The organism is Streptomyces sp. G5(2025), assembly GCF_049542075.1.
Lineage (GTDB): Bacteria > Actinomycetota > Actinomycetes > Streptomycetales > Streptomycetaceae > Streptomyces.
In genome coordinates, this window is sequence record NZ_JBMUZT010000002.1 from 296,226 (window position 1) to 314,621 (window position 18,396).

Annotated in this window: 12 protein-coding genes and 3 pseudogenes; 6 read left to right on the forward strand and 9 right to left on the reverse strand. The window is 71.6% G+C overall.

Features of this window, described 5'->3' with window-relative positions; translation table 11 throughout:
* Positions 1–278: 278 nt before the first annotated feature.
* Positions 279–2,279: an N-acetylmuramoyl-L-alanine amidase gene (locus ACOBQB_RS01810; protein ID WP_423588234.1), complete on the forward strand. Its 2,001-nt coding sequence runs from the start codon at positions 279–281 to the stop codon at positions 2,277–2,279.
* Positions 2,280–2,436: 157 nt separating this feature from the next.
* Here ACOBQB_RS01810 and ACOBQB_RS01815 read toward each other — a convergent pair whose 3' ends face one another.
* On the reverse strand, positions 2,437–4,839 hold the full coding sequence (locus tag ACOBQB_RS01815; protein ID WP_423588235.1) for a glycoside hydrolase family 95 protein: 2,403 nt from the start codon (positions 4,837–4,839) through the stop codon (positions 2,437–2,439).
* A 129-nt stretch (positions 4,840–4,968) separates the two neighbouring features.
* Entirely contained in the window at positions 4,969–5,469 is a 501-nt protein-coding gene (locus ACOBQB_RS01820; protein WP_423588236.1) for a hypothetical protein, read from the reverse strand.
* A 457-nt stretch (positions 5,470–5,926) separates the two neighbouring features.
* Between ACOBQB_RS01820 and ACOBQB_RS01825 the strand changes: the two genes are divergently transcribed.
* Entirely contained in the window at positions 5,927–6,670 is a 744-nt protein-coding gene (locus ACOBQB_RS01825; protein ID WP_423590328.1) for a leucine-rich repeat domain-containing protein, read from the forward strand.
* A gap of 23 nt (positions 6,671–6,693) precedes the next feature.
* Here ACOBQB_RS01825 and ACOBQB_RS01830 read toward each other — a convergent pair.
* From ACOBQB_RS01830 to ACOBQB_RS01850, 5 genes and pseudogenes are all read right to left on the reverse strand, one after another.
* Positions 6,694–6,959, reverse strand: a pseudogene (locus tag ACOBQB_RS01830) (DUF397 domain-containing protein).
* Between the two features lie 123 nt (positions 6,960–7,082).
* Positions 7,083–8,249, reverse strand: a complete 1,167-nt coding sequence (locus ACOBQB_RS01835; protein WP_423590330.1) for a thiolase domain-containing protein — start codon at positions 8,247–8,249, stop codon at positions 7,083–7,085.
* A gap of 20 nt (positions 8,250–8,269) precedes the next feature.
* Entirely contained in the window at positions 8,270–9,325 is a 1,056-nt protein-coding gene (locus ACOBQB_RS01840; RefSeq protein ID WP_423590332.1) for a thiolase domain-containing protein, read from the reverse strand.
* A gap of 72 nt (positions 9,326–9,397) precedes the next feature.
* Positions 9,398–10,369 (reverse strand): Zn-ribbon domain-containing OB-fold protein, encoded by a 972-nt coding sequence (locus ACOBQB_RS01845; RefSeq protein WP_423588237.1) that lies wholly within the window; start codon positions 10,367–10,369, stop codon positions 9,398–9,400.
* Between the two features lie 239 nt (positions 10,370–10,608).
* Positions 10,609–11,409, reverse strand: a complete 801-nt coding sequence (locus ACOBQB_RS01850) for a crotonase/enoyl-CoA hydratase family protein (protein ID WP_423588239.1) — start codon at positions 11,407–11,409, stop codon at positions 10,609–10,611.
* A gap of 244 nt (positions 11,410–11,653) precedes the next feature.
* Here ACOBQB_RS01850 and ACOBQB_RS01855 point away from each other — a divergent pair.
* Positions 11,654–13,269, forward strand: a pseudogene (locus ACOBQB_RS01855) (acyl-CoA synthetase).
* Between the two features lie 9 nt (positions 13,270–13,278).
* Here ACOBQB_RS01855 and ACOBQB_RS01860 read toward each other — a convergent pair.
* Positions 13,279–14,721 (reverse strand): PLP-dependent aminotransferase family protein, encoded by a 1,443-nt coding sequence (locus ACOBQB_RS01860; protein WP_423588241.1) that lies wholly within the window; start codon positions 14,719–14,721, stop codon positions 13,279–13,281.
* A gap of 134 nt (positions 14,722–14,855) precedes the next feature.
* On the opposite strand from ACOBQB_RS01860, the pseudogene ACOBQB_RS01865 reads away from it, so the two are divergent.
* Positions 14,856–15,479, forward strand: a pseudogene (locus ACOBQB_RS01865) (YczE/YyaS/YitT family protein); the annotation flags it as partial.
* On the opposite strand, the gene ACOBQB_RS01870 reads toward ACOBQB_RS01865, so the two are convergent.
* Positions 15,471–16,103, reverse strand: a complete 633-nt coding sequence (locus ACOBQB_RS01870; RefSeq protein ID WP_423588243.1) for a chorismate mutase — start codon at positions 16,101–16,103, stop codon at positions 15,471–15,473. The pseudogene ACOBQB_RS01865 and the gene ACOBQB_RS01870 sit on opposite strands and share 9 nt — an antisense overlap.
* A gap of 46 nt (positions 16,104–16,149) precedes the next feature.
* On the opposite strand from ACOBQB_RS01870, the gene ACOBQB_RS01875 reads away from it, so the two are divergent.
* Together ACOBQB_RS01875 and paaK are read left to right on the forward strand one after the other, a co-directional pair.
* The gene (locus ACOBQB_RS01875; protein WP_423588245.1) at positions 16,150–16,878 is read left to right on the forward strand and encodes a bleomycin resistance protein; all 729 of its coding nucleotides are present in this window, start codon (positions 16,150–16,152) and stop codon (positions 16,876–16,878) included.
* Positions 16,879–17,154: 276 nt separating this feature from the next.
* A complete protein-coding gene (paaK, locus tag ACOBQB_RS01880) occupies positions 17,155–18,381 on the forward strand; it encodes a phenylacetate--CoA ligase PaaK (RefSeq protein ID WP_423588247.1) in 1,227 nt (408 codons plus the stop codon).
* Positions 18,382–18,396: the final 15 nt, after the last annotated feature.

Consider the following 18,396-nt stretch of genomic DNA (forward strand, 5'->3'; position numbering starts at 1 on the left):
CCGGCCTATGCCCGTGCCGGTTCCGCTCCCCCCGAACCCCACTCCCCCGAACAGGTGTATCCCGTGCCCCCCATTGGTCCACGCCACTGACGCGTCGCAGGCGGTGGGGCCTGCCCCGGCGAAAGTACGGGCGTGACCCGCCGGGACCGTCACTGACATGCGAAGTCCGTTCTCCTGGGCATGATTGACGGATCGTCGGAGAGCCGGTACCACTGACGCACGCCCGGCCCCGCACGCCCCGCCACGCTTCATCGGCCAAGGAGCCCCAGGAGGCTGCATTGCGAGGATCCGCCGCCCGTACCTCGTCGGCGCGCAGACGCACCATCAGGACGGCGGGCGCCCTCGCGTCGGCCGGTCTGCTGGTGCCGCTGCTCGGCGCGGCCCCGTCGTCCGGCGCTCAGCGACAGGCATCCGACGACATCCAGTTGCAGGACGCCTTCGCGTCCGCCTCCGAGGAGTACCGCGTACCGCAGAGCGTGCTGCTCGGCGTCTCGTATCTCCAGTCCCGCTGGGACGCGCACGGCGGCGCGGCCAGCGTCACCGGCGGCTACGGCCCCATGCACCTCACCGACGCGCGCACCGCCCTGGCCTCGGCCCCGCACCACAGCGAGGGCGAGGAGGATCCGCGCGGCGACACCTCACGCCCGATGCCGCCGCCCAAGGCGAAGGCGCCCGCCGTGCCTTCGGAGTCCGAGCTTCCCGCACGGCTCAAGACGCTGCCGCGCGCGGCCGGGCTGACCGGTCTGCCCGCCGAGGAGCTGCGCACCGACGCCGCCGCGAACGTGCAGGGCGGCGCCGCCCTGCTCGCCGCCGCCCAGAAGAGGCTCGGCAAGCCACTGAGCGCGGACCCCGCCGACTGGTACGGCGCGATCGCCCGTTTCTCCGGGGCGGACGACGAGGCGACGGCGGCGACGTACGCCAATGACGTGTTCGCGGTGATCCGCGACGGTGCGCGGCGGACGACGGACGCGGGTCAGCGTGTGGTGCTGGCGCCGGAGCCCGGCCTGCGGACCGACGCGGCGCAGCTGAGGAGCATGGGGCTGCGCAAGGCGGCCCCCGGTGACACGGAGTGCCCGAAGACGGTGTCCTGCGAGTGGATCCCGGCGCCGTACGAGGAGTTCAAGGACCCGGCCGGCAACCCCGACTACGGCAACCACGACCTGGCGGACCGGCCCAAGAGCCAGAGCATCGACTCGATCATCGTCCATGACACCGAGGGCCGGTGGGAGGGCGTCCTGAACATGGTGCAGGACCCGACCTACGTGTCGTGGCAGTACACCCTGCGCTCCACGGACGGCCATATCGCCCAGCACGTGAAGGCCAAGGACGTCGCCTGGCACGCGGGCAACTGGTACGTCAACGCCAAGTCGATCGGCCTGGAGCATGAAGGTTTCCTCACCGCTCCCGACACCTGGTACACGGAGGCGATGTACCGCGCGTCGGCGCGGCTGGTGAAGTACCTCGCCAAGAAGTACGACATCCCCCTGGACCGCCAGCACATCCTCGGCCACGACAACGTCCAGGGCACGGTCTCGTCCACGATCCGGGGGATGCACACGGACCCGGGCCCGTACTGGGACTGGCAGCACTACTTCACGCTGCTCGGCAAGCCGTTCCACCGCACGGCGGGCCCGAAGGGCGGCCTGGTGACGGTGGCGCCCGAGTACGCGAAGAACCGGCCGCAGTACACGGGCTGCGGCAAGCCCGCCGACACGTGTGTGCCGCACGGTTCGGCGGCGGTACGCGTCCACACCGAGCCGCGTGACGACGCGCCGCTGATCAAGGACATCGGCAAGCGGCCGGGCGGGCAGGACTCCACCATCGACGTGAACGACGTCGGGGCGCGGCTCTCCACCGGTCAGCAGTACGCGGTCGCCGGCCGTCAGGGCGACTGGACCGCCGTCTGGTACCTCGGCCAGAAGGCCTGGTTCAAGAACCCGGGGAAGCAGCCCACGGCCCTCGACGCGAAGGGGTTCGTGGTGACGCCGAAGAAGGGCGCGACGGAGGTACCGGTGTACGGGCGGGCGTATCCGGAGAAGGAGGCCTACCCGGCGGGCGTGCCCGTCCAGGCGGTCTCGCCGCTGCCGTACAAGATCCTGGCGGGCCAGAAGTACGTGATCGGCGACAAGGTGCCGGGCGAGTACTACTACGCCTCGACGTTCGACACCGCCGGGCACAAGGTGGTGCGCGGCAAGGACATGTACTACGTCATCCAGTACGGGCACCGCATCGGGTATGTGCGGGCGGCGGACGTACAGGTGGTGCGCTCGGCGTCGTGACGACGCCATGAGCGGGGTCGGGACCGGGGCCGCCTGGGTGCGGTTCCGGTCCCGGCGTGTGTCCGGGGCGGGCGGCGGGCGCCGCGTGGTCGCGGCCCGGCGACTCGGCGACTCCGGCCCGATGCCGGATCCCGTTTCCGCGTTCTTGATGCCGACGCTAGTCGAAGACGTAACGCGCCCCGGCCCTCGCCCTGAACGTCTTCGTGCCGGTGCGCGTGCCGGTACGCGTGCCGGTCTCGAACAGCGTGCTGCACACGGTGAGCTCGCGGGTGCGCGTCGCCTTGAGGACGACGCGGACGGCGCGGCCCGACGCCCAGGTGATGTCTACGGTCGTGCCGCCGCGGGCCCGCAGTCCGCGCACCGAGCCGTCGGGCCAGCTCGCGGGCAGGGCGGGCAGGATCTCGATCGTGTCGTGCTGGCTTTGGAGGAGCATCTCGACGATGCCGGAGGTCGCGCCGAAGTTGCCGTCGATCTGGAAGGGCGGGTGGGTGTCCCAGAGGTTGGGCAGCGTGGAGGACTTCAGCTGCTCGCCGAGCATCTTGTGCGCGTGGTCGCCGTCCCGCAGCCGCGCCCAGAAGTTGATCTTCCAGGCCTTGGACCAGCCGGTGCCGCCGTCGCCGCGCGCGGTGAGCGAGACTTTCGCCGCCTCGGCCCACTTGCCGCCGGGCTCGATCTGCCGGCCGGGGTGCAGGGCGTAGAGGTGGGAGACGTGCCGGTGTTCGTCGGTCCTGTCGTCGAGGTCCGCCTTCCACTCCTGGAGCTGGCCCCAGGAGCCGATTCGCAGGCCGGGGTCGAGCTTGCCGAGGGCCTTCTCCAGTTCGGCGCGGAAGCTCGCCGAGTCGCCGAGTACGCGCGCGGCTTCGAGGGTGTTGGTGAGCAGGTCGTGGACGATCTGCTGGGCCATGGCGCCACCGGCGGTGAAGTCCCCGTGCTCGGGCGAGTAGCTGGGCGTGGCGATCAGCGTGCCGTCGCGCGGATCGGCGCGGAGGTTGTCGAGCCAGAACTCGGCGGCTTCCTTCATCGCCGGGTAGGCGGTGGAGCGCAGGTAGGCCGTGGAGCCGCCGAAGCGGTAGTGCTCGTAGAGCTGCGCGGTGAGCCAGGCGGCGGCCTCGGGGAACCAGAAGGCGGTCGCCCAGTCGTGGACCCCGGTGAAGCCGTAGGGGTTGGCCTCGTTGTGCGCCACCCAGCCGCGGCTGCCGAACATCTCCTTGGCCGTCCGGCGCCCGGGCGCGCGCAGGGCCTGTACGAAACGGTCGTACGGGACGGTGGTCTCGGCCAGGTTGGCGGCCTCGGCGGGCCAGTAGTTCATCTGGAGGTTGATGTTGGTGTGGTAGTCCGCCGACCAGGGCGGCATGGTGCTCTTGTTCCACACGCCTTGCAGGTTCGCGGGTAACGAGCCCGCGCGCGAGGAGGCGATGAGGAGATAGCGCCCGTACTGGAAGTAGAGGGCTTCCAGGGCGCGGTCGCCGGCGGCGCTTCCCGCTCCCCCGTACCGCTTGAGCAGCCGGTCGGTGGGGACGTCGGCGGGGTCGTCGGCGGGGAGCGACTGGCCCAGGTGGAGGGCGACGCGGCCGAACAGGGCACCGTGGTCGCGCAGATGGCGGGCCCGCAGGGTGCGGTGGCCCGCCTCGACCGCCTGGTCGACGGCGCGGGTGACGGCCCGGTGCGGGTCCTCGCCCCGGTAGCGGGGGTAGGTGTCCGCGTAGTCGGTGCCCGCGGCGAGGACGAACCAGACGTGGTCGGCACCGGTCACCGTGACACTGCCGTCGCCGTGCGCGACGCGTGTACCGCCCTGGTGCCTGACGCGCAGCTGGGCCTCGAACTTCAGGGCGTTGTCGGCGAGTTCACCGCGTACGGTGATCCGGTCGCCGTCCGCCTCCGCGGTGAAGTCGGCGCGGGGCGAGCTGTAGCGCAGGGTGCAGGTGACCTGGGCGGCGCGGTCGGCGGAGAGCCGGCCGACGATCACCTTGTGGGGGTACGAGGCGAAGAACTCCCGCTGGTGGCGCACCTGTTCGCGGCGGTACGTGACGGTCGCGAGGCCCTGGCCGAGGTCGAGGGCACGGCGGTAGGCGGCGTCCGGCGCGGCCGGGGCGCCGGGCACGTCGATGTGCAGGTCGCCGAAGGTCTGGTGGGCGCCGTAGCCGCGGCGGGGCTGCCCGAGTTCCGTCGCGACGGCGTCGGGGCCGAGCCTGCCTTTCCCCGCGAGTTCCTCGCGCACGGCGTCGAGGGCGCCGGACCTCGGGGTCCGCCAGTTGCCGAAGTCGTACCCCTCGCTCGAACCGGGGCCGCCGGTCCACAGGGTCTTCTCGTTGAACTGGAGGCGTTCGCAGGTGAGGGTGCCGAAGACCATGGCGCCGAGGGCGCCGTTGCCGATGGGCAGGGCCTCACGCTCCCAGTCCTCGGCGGGAGCGGCGTACCAGAGCAGCGATTCATCCGAGGTGTCGCTGCGCGACTCCTGGGCTGCCACGGCGTCGGCGAGCCCACCGTCACCGGCTGCCAGGGCGGCAACACCGCCGAGGGCGGACTTCACCGTGGTCCTTTTCGAGATCCCCTGAGTCATGACCGGTCACGTTAAAAGTCCGATGACTGGCCTGGCAAGACGGAAAACCGCCCCGCTCCTTGGACGGAACGGGGCGGCGCTTGGACGGAAAGTGCGGGGTGGGGCGCGCTGGGGGCCTTCCGGGGCTGGTCAACCCTGCTGGAAGAGCTCCGCGGGCAGCGGCTTCAGGAGCGCGTACAGATCGTCGGTGATCGGCCGGTCCCAGGCGGCGATGGTCACCAGGACATTGTCACTGCGGTCGAACTGCACGCACGAGATGCGGCTCTCCGACAGCTTCAGGCGGCGCACGATGAGGAGGTTGTCGCCCTGCATCACCGGCATGTCTTCCGTGGAGACGACCGTGATGTCCTCCTCGTTCTCCAGGGCGAGGAGCAGCTGGGCCACCTCGAAGGGGACCTCGCCCTCGGCGGTCTCGCGCGCGGGCGAACCCTCGGGGAGGTTACCGATGATCATTGCGGGGCCGCGGCCACCGAACAGGTCGTAGCGCAGGAAGACGCCCTGGCAGCTGCCGTCGGGGGCGGGCAGCAGGCCCGCGCCGAGATTGCCGGGCCAGTCACCGGGATCCATGGCCAGGACGTCGAAGTCCGGGCCCGCGGGGGTGGCGGAGCTGCGGCGGCGGAGGAAGGACATGCGCCCATGGTACGTGGCCGCCGGTGTTCGCCGACGCGGGGGCGCGGCTGGTCGGAGGCGGGACGCGGCTGGTCGGAGCGGGGGCGCCGGTGGTCGGAGGCGGGGGCGCGGCGGTTGGCGGGGGTGGCGGAGGATTCAGGGGCCGGTGGCCCGTGGCCGGTGCCCGATGCCCGGTCGCCGGTCGCCGGTCGCCGGTCGCCGGTCGCCGTCAGCCGAGTAGGGTCGCGGCCGGGGATCACGAGCCGGGGCACCGGCGAAGGGGGCGGGAGTGGCGGGCGAGGGCGTGGCGACGAGCAGCGGCAGTGGCGGTACGACAGGTGTGGGCACGGGAGCAGGAGCAGGTGGCCGTACAGGGGACACCTGTGCGACGCCCGGCGACCACACCGCGGCGGACGACAGCGCCAGGGCACACGGCGGCACCGGCGCCGCACACGGCGGCACCACTGCCACGGACAACATCACCACCACCGCCGCCGGTGACCGCGCCGTCGTCCTCAACTACTGGCACGGCGGTCTCAGCCAGGTGCCGGACGAGGTCTGGCGCCACCCGCGCCTGGAGGTGCTGCTCCTGCCCGACAACGCGCTCACGCACGTCCCCGCCCGCGTCGGCACACTCGCGGCCCTGCACACCCTCGACCTCGGTCACAACCGTCTGCGCGCGGTCCCCGACGAGCTCGGCGACCTCGCGGCACTGAGCCGCTTCCTCTACCTCCACGACAACGAACTCGCCGAGCTGCCCGCCTCCCTCGGCCGCCTCACCCGGCTCGGCTACCTCAACGTCGGCGAGAACCGCCTGACGGCGCTCCCCGACACCCTCGGCGCGATGTCCGGCCTCGTCGAACTGCGCGCCCAGCACAACCGGCTGACCCGGCTGCCCGACACGATCGGCTCCCTCGCCGCCCTGCGTGAGCTGTGGCTGCGCGGGAACCGGCTCAGCGACCTTCCCGCAGGCGTGGGGGCGCTGACCGCCCTGCGCGAGATCGAGCTGCGGGAGAACGCCTTCACGGCCGTGCCCGAGGCCCTGCGCGGCCTGCCGTCGCTGCGCCGCGTCGACCTGCGCGGCAACCGGGTGCGTCAACTCCCTCGCTGGCTGGCCGAGTTGCCCTCACTGGAGAAGCTGGACCTGCGCTGGAACGACACCCACGCCCCTGAGGATTTCCTCCGGACCCTGGAGGACCAGGGCTGCGTCGTACTCCGCTAGGGCCTGTCGCGCCCGGAGCGGCGCTAGGTCAGGTCGAACTCGCCCTTACGCGCGCCGTGGACGAAGGCTCCCCACTCCGCCGGTGTGAAGATGAGGGACGGGCTCTCGGGCCGGCGGCGTTGCGCATGGCGACGAAGCCTTCGACGAAGGCGATCTCGACGTCCCCTCGCCCTTCGCTGCTCGATCGCCAGTCGGCTGTGCTGAGGTCGAGCTCCGGCTTGTTCCAGCCCGCGAGCGGATGCTGTTGCGCGAGCTGGTGCTGCTGCGCGAATGGATGCTGCTGCTGAATGGTGCTGTCGGCCACGTCCGTGCTCCTCCCGATGCGTCGTCCGGCGCCAGCCTAGCTTTCGCCCCGGGCGCCGGACAGGCCGCGGCGGAAGGACCTCGGTCCGCCCGGTGTGCGGAAGTACCGTCAGGTGGTGGGTGGTTCGGCTCCGACGAGCCACATGGAGAAGAACTGCGCGCCGCCTCCGTAGGCGTGCCCCAGCGCCTTGCGCGCCCCCTCGACTTGGTGCTCCCCCGCCTGGCCGCGCACCTGGAGTGCCGCCTCGGCGAAGCGGATCATGCCGGAGGCGCCGATGGGGTTGGTCGACAGGACGCCGCCGGACATGTTCACCGGGAGGTCGCCGTCGAGTTCCGTCACGCCGGACTCGGTCAGCTTCCAGCCCTCACCCTCCGCCGCGAAGCCGAGGTTCTCCAGCCACATCGGCTCGTACCAGGAGAACGGCACGTACAGCTCGACGGCGTCGATCTCGCGGCGCGGCTCGGCGATGCCCGCCTGCCGGTAGACGTCGGCCGCGCAGTCCTTGCCGGCCTGCGGGGAGACGAAGTCCTTGCCGGCGAAGAGCGTCGGCTCGCTGCGCATCGCGCCGCCGTGCACCCAGGCGGCCGGCCGGGGCGAGCGGGCCGCGCCCGCGCGATCGGTGAGGATCATGGCGCAGGCGCCGTCGGAGGACGGGCAGGTCTCCGAGTAGCGGATCGGGTCCCAGAGCATCGGTGAGGCCTGGACCTTCTCCAGGGTGATGTCGTGCTCGTGGAGGTGCGCGTAGGGGTTCTTCAGGGCGTTGCGGCGGTCCTTGTACGCGACGAGGGAGCCGACGGCGTCGGGTGCGCCGGTGCGCCGCATGTACGCGCGCACGTGCGGGGCGAAGAAGCCGCCCGCCCCGGCGAGCAGCGGCTGCTGGAACGGGATGGGCAGCGAGAGACCCCACATCGCGTTGGATTCCGACTGTTTTTCGAAGGCGAGGGTCAGGACCGTGCCGTGGACGCGGCCCGCGACGAGGTTCGCGGCGACGAGTGCCGTGGAGCCGCCGACGGAGCCCGCCGTGTGGACGCGGAGCATGGGTTTGCCGACGGCGCCGAGGGCGTCGGCGAGGTAAAGCTCCGGCATCATGACGCCCTCGAAGAAGTCGGGGGCCTTGCCGATGACGACGGCGTCGATGTCGGCCCAGGTCAACTCCGCGTCGTCGAGAGCGCGTTGTGCCGCTTCGCGCACCAGGCCCGCGATCGACACGTCACGCCGGGCGGCCACGTGCTTGGTCTGCCCGATCCCGACGACGGCCACGGGTTCTTTGCCCACCGTGTCGCTCCGCGCGTTGCTCATCGGGGGTCTCCTTCCAGGACGGCGACCAGGTTCTGCTGGAGGCAGGGGCCCGAGGTGGCGTGCGCGACGGCACGGTCGGAGGCGCCCCGGTGGATACGGGCGGCGGCCTCACCGATCCGGATGAGCCCGGCGGCCATCATGGGGTTGGCGGCGAGCGCGCCCCCGGAGGGGTTGACCGTGACGTCGTCGCCCAGGTCGAGTGCCTTGCGCAGGACGACCTCCTGGGAGGTGAAGGGGGCGTGCAACTCCGCGGTGTCCACGGGCCGTTCGTAGACGCCCGCGCGTGCGGCGGCCAGGCGTGTGGACGGCGAGTCGGTGAGGTCGCGCACGCCCAGGCCGTGCGCTTCGATGCGGTGGTCGATGCCGCGGATCCACGCGGGCCGCTCGCACAGGTCCCGCGCGCGCTCCCCGGCCGCGAGGATCACGGCGGCGGCCCCGTCGCCGACCGGCGGGCAGTCGCCGGTACGCAGCGGACGTACGACGTACTCACCCTGCGCGACCGAACCGCGCACCTGCGCATGAGAGTTGGCGGCTGCGTCGGTGCGGCTGCGGTGGGCGACCCCGGCCAGCGCGGGCTCGTCGGTCTCACCCGCGTCGATGAGCGCCTGCGCCTGGAGCGCGGCGAGCGCCACGGAGTCGGGCCACAGGGGGGCCACGTAGTACGGGTCGAGCTGGCGGGTCAGCACGTCACGCACGGAACCGGGTGAGGTCTTGCCGTAGGAGTAGACGAGCGCGGTGTCCGCCTCGCCGCTCTGGAGCTTCGTCCACGCCTCGTAGAGCGCCCAGGCGCCGTCCATCTCGACGTGCGACTCGGAGATCGGGGGCCAGGCGCCGACGCCGTCGAGCGCCATGGTGAAGGAGAAGGCGCGGCCCGCGAGGTAGTCCGATGAACCGGAGCAGGTGAAGCCGATGTCGCTGGTCCTCAGGCCGGTGGCGGCAAGGACCTCGTGCAGGACCGGCATGAGCATCTCCACCTCGGAGAGCTCGTCGGTGGAGCGCAGGTGGTCGGTCTGCGCGAAGGCGACGACGGCGACGTCACGGACGGGCCGCATCACGGGCGGCTGTACGGACGGTTGCGCGGACGGCCGCACGGGCGGTTGCGCGGACGGCTTGCGGGGCGCCATCTAGACCAGCTCCTTGTACGTGTCGTAGTCGGCGTCGGGCTCGCCCGTGGGCCGGTAGTGGTCGGGGTAGCGGCCGCCGTCGGTCCACACGGGCTCCACGCGCAGGCCCATCCGCACCTCGTCGTAGGGAATCCCGGCGATGCGTGCGTGCAGCGCGAGGTCGGCGCCGTCGAGGGCGATGTGCGCGTAGACGTAAGGGACTTCGATGGCGTCGTTCATTGCGTTCTTCGCCTTGATGTTGACGATGCAGTACGTCGTGACGGTGCCGCGCGGCCCGACCTCCACCCGCTCCTGAGTGGCGAGGCCGCAGGTGGGGCAGGCGCCCCGGGGCGGGACATACACCTTGCGGCAGGACGGGCAGCGTTCGCCGACGGTCTTGCGCTCGCAGAGGGCGTGGATGTAGGCGGACTGGGCGCGGCCGGGCGAGTACGTGTAGTCGAGCCGCGCGGCAGCGACGATGCCGGTGACGGGCTCGTCGAATTCCCCCGTGTGAGCACTTGGCCGGCGGTCGTCGCGCACCCCGTCGTACGGCTCGAAGCAGGCGATGTCCGTGATGGCGCCGACGCGCTCGGCGGCCCAGCGGATCCGGACGCGCATTCCGGTGCGCACGGCGTCCGGGCCGGGGGCGTCGAGGGCGTGGAGCAGCGCGGTGTCGGCGCCGTCCAGCTTGACCAGGACCCAGGCGAAGGGGGTGCCGAGGGGCTGGCCGCGGCGCGGCTCGTGGTTCCAGGCCCAGGTGGTGACGGTCCCTGTGGCGGCGACCTCGACGAGGTCGCGTATCTCCTCGGCGGTCACGGGGTCGTACTCGACGGGCGGAACGAGGGTGCGACCGTCGCCGGTCTCCACACCGAGGACGGTGCGCTCCCGCAGCCCGGTGAGAAAGGCGCTCTGCACGGGCCCGAGCGAACGGGTGAACGGAAACTCAACGACCAAAGGCGCACGCAGCACCTCCGGGGCGGGAACGGATGCCATCGACGGAACTCCTTCTCCTCCAGAACCGAAAGACGCAACGACGCCCCATTCAGGGACGCCCTGGCCAGGGACACGGGCCGGCCGCCCCTTTTGGGGCGCGAGGAACGGCGCGACCAGCCACAACGGGCCCGCACCCAAAAGACCCGACCAACCCACCCCCTCCCATAGGGGCGCGGGGAACTGCGCGACCAGCCACAACCAAGCCGCACCCAAAAGACCCGACCAACCCACCTCCACCCCTAGGCCCGCCGAAACACCGGCACCCGCTTCTCCGCGAACGCCCTCGCTCCCTCCTCCGCATCGGCAGTGCCAAAGACCGGCCACCCCCGCTTCAGTTCGGCCGCCAACCCCTCCGCCTCCGCCATCTCCGCGGTCTCGTACACCGACGCCTTGACCGCCTCGACCGCCAGCGGCCCACACGCGTTGATCTGCTCGGCGAGGGCAAGGGCCTTCTCCAGGGCGGTGCCGTCCGGCACGACATGTCCGATGAGGCCGACGGCCGCGGCCTCGGCGGCCGTGTAGGCCCGCCCGGTGAGCAGCATTTCCAGGGCGTGCGTACGAGGAATCTGCCGCGGCAGCCGCACGGTCGACCCGCCGATGGGGAACAGCCCCCGGCGGACCTCGAAGAGGCCGAACGTCGCCGACTCTCCCGCGACCCGGATGTCGGTGCCCTGAAGGATCTCCGTGCCGCCGGCCACGCAGTACCCCTCGACGGCGGCGATGACGGGCTTGCGGGGGCGATGGTGGCGCAGCATCGCCTTCCAGTGCAGGTCGGGGTCGGCTTTCAGCCGGTCCCGGTACTGCTCACCCGCCATCCCTTCGCCCGCCAGAGCCTTGAGGTCCATGCCCGCGCAGAACGCGCCCCCCGCGCCGGTGAGGACGATCGAGCGGACCTCGTCGTCCTCATCGGCGGCGCGCCACCCGTCGTAGAGGCCCACGAGCATCGCCAACGACAGCGCGTTCTTCGCTTCGGGCCTGTTCAGCGTGAGGATCAGTGTGGCGCCCGCGCGCCGCACGCAGAGGTGTTCCGTCCCGCCCATGTGCCGTGCTCCCTCCATCGACGGCCGGCGAACGGCCGGCCTGTCGCTCCGGACCCGGACCTGGAACAGGTTGCAGCAGGCGGTGAGTCAGTTCAATAGTTTTCTGACACTCAGTCAGTTTTCCTCCGCGGCGGCCCTTCCCACTTACCGGCGCCTCTGCTCTGATGACCGCCAAGCCAGACGTACGTACGCACGTACGCACGTACGCGACGTCGCCGGGAACGCCAGGGTCAGGAGGAGTGCGGTGGAGTACAACCTTGCCGACCTTTTCGAGTCGGTCGTCGACGTGGTCCCCGACCGCGAGGCACTCGTCTACATCGACCACCCCGGCACGGGCGCGGAGCGCCGACTGACCTACGCCGAGCTGGACGCGGCCGCGAACCGCATCGCTCACCACCTGACCGAAGGCGGCGGCCTGAAGCCCGGCGAGCACCTGGGCCTGCACCTGTACAACGGCGTCGAGTACCTCCAGACGGTCCTTGCCTGCCTCAAGGCCCGCCTCGTCCCGGTCAACGTCAACTACCGTTACGTAAAAGAGGAGTTGGTCTACCTCTACCGCGACGCGGATCTCGCGGCGCTCGTCTTCGACGCCGAGTTCACCGAGCGGGTCGCGGCGGCGCTGCCCCGCACGGAACGGCTGCGGCACCTGATACGGGTGGGGACGCCGCCGGCCGACGCCCCGGAGCTCGACGCGGTGGCGTTCCGGGAGGCGGAGGCAGCCGGCTCCCGGAGCGCGGGTTCGGGCCACGCTCGGCCGACGACCTGTTCATCATCTACACCGGCGGCACGACCGGCATGCCGAAGGGCGTGATGTGGCGCCAGGAGGACCTGTTCTTCGCGGGGCTCTTCGGCGGCGAACCGGCGGGCGAGCCGGTGAAGCGCCCCGAGGAGCTGGCCGAGCGCGTCGCGGCGGGCGGCCCGGGCCTCACCTTCTTCCCCGCGCCCCCGCTGATGCACGGCACGTCCACCCTCACGTCGTTCATCGCCTTCAACTACGGCCAGCGCGTGGCCCTGCACCGCAAGTACGTGCCCGAGGAGGTGCTCCGCACCATCGAGCGGGAGAAGGTGTCGAGCGTGTCGCTGGTGGGCGACGCGATGCTCAGGCCGCTCATCGACGCGCTGCGCGGACCGCTCACGGGGACCGATCTGTCCTCCCTGTTCAGCGTCTCCTCGTCCGGTGCGATCATGTCGGAGACGGTGCGTGCCCAGTTCCAGGAACTGGTGCCGAACGTCCTGCTCCTCAACAACTTCGGCTCCTCCGAATCGGGCTCCAACGGCAAGGCCACCGACGACTCCGGCCCGGACAAGGGCTTCCGCCTGGAGGTCAACGAACGCACCCAGGTCGTGGACCCCGCCACCCACGAACCGGTCCCGGTGGGCGAACCGGGCCGTCTCGCCCAGCGCGGGCACGTCCCCCTCGGTTACTACAACGACCCGGTGAAAACCGCCGAGACCTTCTTCCAGAAGGGCGACGAGCGCTGGGTGCTGCTCGGTGACATGGCGACCGTCGACGAGGACGGCATCGTCACCGTCCTCGGCCGCGGCTCGCAGTGCATCAACACCGGTGGCGAGAAGGTGTATCCGGAGGAGGTCGAGCAGGCCCTCAAGTCCCATCCGGACGTGTACGACGCGCTGGTCGCCGGAGTGCCCGACGAGCGGTGGGGTGCCCGGGTCGCGGCGGTCGTCCAACTCCGCGCCGACGCGCCCGCGTTGGACCTGGAGGGCGTCCAGGCACACTGCCGCGCCCTGCTCGCCGGTTACAAGATCCCGCGCGCGGTGGTCTTCACCGACCACATCCAGCGCTCGCCGAGCGGCAAGGCGGACTACCGGTGGGCGAAGGCCGTCGCGGCCGGAGGATAGGCGCGGCGTTCAGGCCACCCAATGCGATCGCCGGGCGGCGGCCGTCTGCGGGAGGCCCGCGGCGAGCACGGCCGCCAGGCGGCACACGGCCTCGCGCAGGGTGTCGCCGGGCAGGGTGTACGGGATGCGGAGCCGCTGTTCGAAGAGGCCCGGTTCGGTGGCGAAGTGTCCGCCGCCCTCGATGCGCACCCCGTGGCCGAGCGCCCGCTCCGCCAGCGCGGCGGCGACCGGCTCCCCGAGGTCGACCCAGAACGACAGTCCGCCGGGCGGGAGTCTCCAGGTCCAGCGCGGCAGCTTCTCGGCGAGGGCGGCGGCCAGGGCGTCCCGCTGACCGCGCAGCCTCTCCAGTCGGTCCGCCGTCAATTCAGCGGCGCGGTCGAGGAGGTCGAGGGCGAGGAGCTGATCGAGTACGGAGCCGCCCATGTCGGTGGCGACGCGCTGCCCCGCCAGTTCGGTGACGAGCCGCGCGGGCGCGCGCAGCCAGCCGACCCGCAGACCCGCCCAGTGCGTCTTGCTCATCGAGCCGACGGTGATGACCTGGCCCGCCCCGCCGGGAGCCGCGTGGGAGGCGAAGGGCGCGGGCGCGGGGACATCGAGGGCGAGTTCGGCGAGCGTCTCGTCGACGACGAGCCAGGCACCGGAGCGCTGGGCCGCCCGCAGGGCGCGGGGCCGGTCCCCCTCGGGCATGAGGTGGCCGGTCGGGTTGTGGAAGTCGGGCACCAGGTAGGCGAGTTGGGGCATCTGCCGGAAGGCGGACTCGACGATCTCGACGTCCCAGCCGTCGTCGGTCACCGGAACCGTGGCCGTACGCAGCCGGGCGCGCCGCATGGCCTCCAGGGCGTTCGGGTACGAGGGGTTCTCGGTCAGGACGCGGTCGCCGGGACGGCAGAGCAGCGCCAGGACGAGGCTGAGCGCGTGCTGGGCGCCGGAGGTCACCAGGATCTGTTCCGGCACGGTGGGCAGACCCCGCCGGGTGAAGCGTTCGGCGAGGGCGGCGCGCAGGCCGGGCAGGCCGTACGGGTGGTAGCCGGGGGTGCCCTCGTGGTCGGCGAGCTGCGGGGTGGCGCGGGCGAGGGCGTCGGCGAGCGTCCCCGGCGGGAGCGTGGGCGCGGCCCTCGCCAGGTCGATCGCGGTGTCCTCGGCCGCGGTGAGCAGGCGCCGCACTCCGTTCGGGGTGCGGCCCTCGGGCAGGGCCGTCCAGGTACCGGCGCCCTGGCGGCTGCGCGCGTAACCGCCCTCCCGCAGAAGGTCGTAGACGGCCGTGACGGTCGTCCGGCTGGTCCGGAGCGCGACGGCCAGGTCCCGCTCGGCGGGCAGTCTGACGTGCAGGGCGATACGGCCGTCCAGGATGAGGCCGCTGATCGCCCGGGCGAGGTGGCGGTAGGCGGGGCGGGCGCCGGCCGGGTCGGGCAGCAGGGCGGCGAGCTGTCGGCCGCCCAGGGCGTCGACCACACCATTCTCCTCTGATTGGCCGTGTTTTCCGGGCCAATCAGACCACAGAGTGGCGCCGGTGGCCCTGATGCACGCGAGTGGTCTGCCACTGACCCGTCCCTACGCCCTCACCACCGCCCCGGAGGCAACCGACCATGCCGCAGGACATCACGTACGTCCCCCTGCGGGAGCGTCCCACGAGACGCCTCCCGCAGCTCTTCCTCGGCCTCGCCCTCTACGGCTTCAGCCTGTCGCTCCTGGTCCGGGCGGCGCTGGGCGTCAATCCCTGGGGCGTCCTGTACGAGGGGCTTGAGCAGCGCGCGCCGCTCAGTTTCGGCACGATCAGCGCCGTCGTGGGGGTCCTCGTCCTGCTGGCGTGGATCCCGCTGGCGCAGCGGCCGACGTTCGGCACCGTCGCCAACATCTTCGTCCTGGCCGTCTCCTCCGACCTGGGTCTCGCGCTCCTCCCCGATCGTCTCGGTCTGCCCGCCCGGATCGGTCTGCTTGTGGGCGGGGTGCTCCTGAACGGGCTGGCCGTCGCCGTCTACGTCGGCGCGCGTCTCGGCCCCGGCCCCAGGGACGGCCTGATGACCGGCTTGTCCGCCGCCACGGGGCGCTCTCTGCGCCAGGTTCGTACGCTCATCGAGGTCGCGGTGCTGGCGGTGGGCTGGCTGCTGGGCGGCACCGTCGGTGTCGGGACCGTCCTCTACGCGCTCGCGGTGGGCCCGCTCACGCAGCTCTTCGTGCCTTGGTTCGCCTATGCGCGCGGGTCATGCGGCTTCGGTGCAGACGGATCGCAACGCCCGCTCCAGGGCGAGCGAATGGAGGGCGTCGAGGTGGTCGGTGTGCCGGACGTGCGCGGTGGCGGCGGCCAGAGCTCCCCCGCAGTACGGCGCCGTCCGCGCGCCCGCTGAGGCGGCGATGGCCCGCACCAGCTCCCCGTTGACCCGGTTGATCTCCTCGCGGACCTCGGCGAGGTCGGGCCGCTCCTGCGGGGCCTTGGCCGGGTCGGCGTCCCAGCGTCTGAACAGCTCCCGTTGCACGGCCTTGTTGGCCTCGATCTGATCCCGGAAGACCCGCACCGTGTCCCGTGGGTCGGCGTCGGCCTCCCGCGCCGCTCGGGCCACCGCGTCCAGGACCTGCTTCTCACGGGCCGGGTCATCGATGGGGCCGCCCGTACCGTACTTGGCGGCGGCGACGAGGTCGGCCGTGGCCAGGCGCCGCGCGGACAGTTCGGCGAGCGGCTGCAGGCGGGCGTACGGCCCGTGGGATGTGGCGGTGACATCGGCGCTCGTCCGTACGGGGGTGGCGACCGCCGCGGGGCTCCCCGCGCACAGGGCGGCGGCCGTGACGGCCGTGACGGCGACGATCAGAACACGGCCCGCGGCCGAGGTGAGTTGCACGAGACGTTCCTCCTGGCGAGTATTCAAGTTTGAGTGACTGCTCGGCATGGCCGAGAAGATGATCCCCCTGCTCCCCTGTCAGAATCTGCAACCGGTCCGCGACTTCTACACCGCCCTCGGCTTCGAGGTGACCTTCCAACAGAAGAGCCCCCATCCCTACGCGGTGGTCGCGTACGGCGACATCGAACTGCACTTCTTCGGCATGAAGCGGTACGACCCCGCCGAGTCGTACAGCGGCTGCTTCGTCGTCACGGACGACGTGGACACCCTCCACGCCGCGTTCCGCAGCGGACTCAAGGCCACGTACGGCAAAGTCCCGAGCCGGGGCCTGCCGCGGATCGGGCCCGTCAAGGACATGTCGTACGGCGTGCGGCAGTTCCTGATGAGCGACCCGGGCGGCAACTGCGTCCGGATCACCGAGAAGATCAGCGAGAACCAGCACCACCGGCCCGCCCCGAAGGAGACCTTCGCACGCGCCTTGCACTACGCCGCCGTCTTCACCCACTCGCGCGAGGACCCGGCCGGCGCCGCGCAGGTCATCGACCGGGTGCTCGACCTGGAGGAAGAACGCCCGACCCCTCTCCAGGAGGCCCAACTCCTGCTTCTGCGCGCCGAAGCGGCGTACCGCCTGGGAGACGACACCACGGCGGAGCGCATGCGGGACAAGGCCGCTTCGGTCTCCCTCACGGAAGAGCAAAGGGAGTCGGTGCGCGGCGACCTGGAACGCCTGACGGAACTCCTGGCCCAGCCGGCCATCCGGTGGCCGCAGACGTGATCGACTGGCGATCATCGAGCACGAGCAGGAGGCCGGTGCTCCCGGCACCGCCGGAAAGGCACGCCCGCGACCAGCCCGGTCGACGACGGTATCTCCACGCCGGACACCCGCGGTCCCTTGACGCCCGTCGCCGGGCCTGGATTACTGACCTCGACAGAAGATCGACGACCGAATGATCGGTCGCCCGTTCGGGACGGGAGAACTCCTTATGACGCGTATGCCGCTACAGCTGGACGCGGGGAACGGCTCGGCCCCCGCGAGCTCGGGGCGCTCCAGTTGGAACGCCTCCAGGACACCCTGCTGCACGCGTACGAGAACGTCCCGTTCTACCGGGCGGCGTTCGACAAGGCGGGCCTGCGCCCCGACGACTGCCGTTCGCTCGCCGACCTGGCGCGCTTCCCCTTCACCGCCAAGGACGATCTACGGTCCAACTATCCGTTCGGCATGTTCGCGGTGGAGCAGACGGAGGTACGCCGGCTGCACGCCTCCAGCGGCACGACGGGGCTCCCCACGGTCGTCGGTTACACCGAGCGTGACCTGTCCATGTGGGCGGACATGGTGGCGCGTTCGATCCGCGCGGCGGGCGGCAGACCGGGCGACAAGGTCCATGTGGCGTACGGGTACGGCCTGTTCACCGGCGGCCTCGGCGCGCACTACGGCGCCGAGCGGCTCGGCTGCACGGTGATCCCGGCGTCCGGCGGGATGACGGCGCGGCAGGTGCGGCTGATCCAGGACTTCCGCCCCGAGATCATCATGGTCACCCCCTCGTACATGCTCACGCTCCTGGAGGAGTTCGAGCGGCAGGGCGTCGATCCCCGTACGACGTCCCTGCGGGTCGGCGTCTTCGGCGCGGAACCGTGGACGGAGGAGATGCGGCGCGAGATCGAGGAGCGCTTCGCGATCGACGCGGTCGACATATACGGGCTCTCGGAGGTGATCGGTCCAGGTGTCGCGCAGGAGTGTGTGGAGACCAAGGACGGGCTGCACATCTGGGAGGACCACTTCTATCCGGAGGTCGTGGACCCGATCACGGGCGAGGTGCTGCCGGACGGTGAGCGCGGGGAGCTGGTGTTCACCTCGCTCACCAAGGAGGCGATGCCCGTGATCCGTTACCGGACAAGGGACTTGACGCGTCTGCTGCCCGGCACCGCGCGCACCTTCCGGCGTATGGAGAAGGTGACCGGCCGCAGCGACGACATGGTGATCCTGCGGGGCGTCAATCTCTTCCCGACGCAGATCGAGGAGATCGTCCTGCGCACGGCGGGTGTCGCCCCGCACTTCCAGCTGCGCCTGACCCGCGAGGGCCGCATGGACGCCCTCACGGTCCGGGCGGAGGCACGCGCGGACACCCCGCCCGAGCGGCGCGAGGCGGCGGCCGTGGAGATCGCGTCGGCGGTGAAGGACGGCATCGGTGTCTCGGTGGGCGTGGACATCGTGGACCCGGAGACGATCGAGCGCTCGGTGGGGAAGTTCAAGCGGATCGTGGACCTGCGTACAGGGTGAAAGACAGGCGGACCT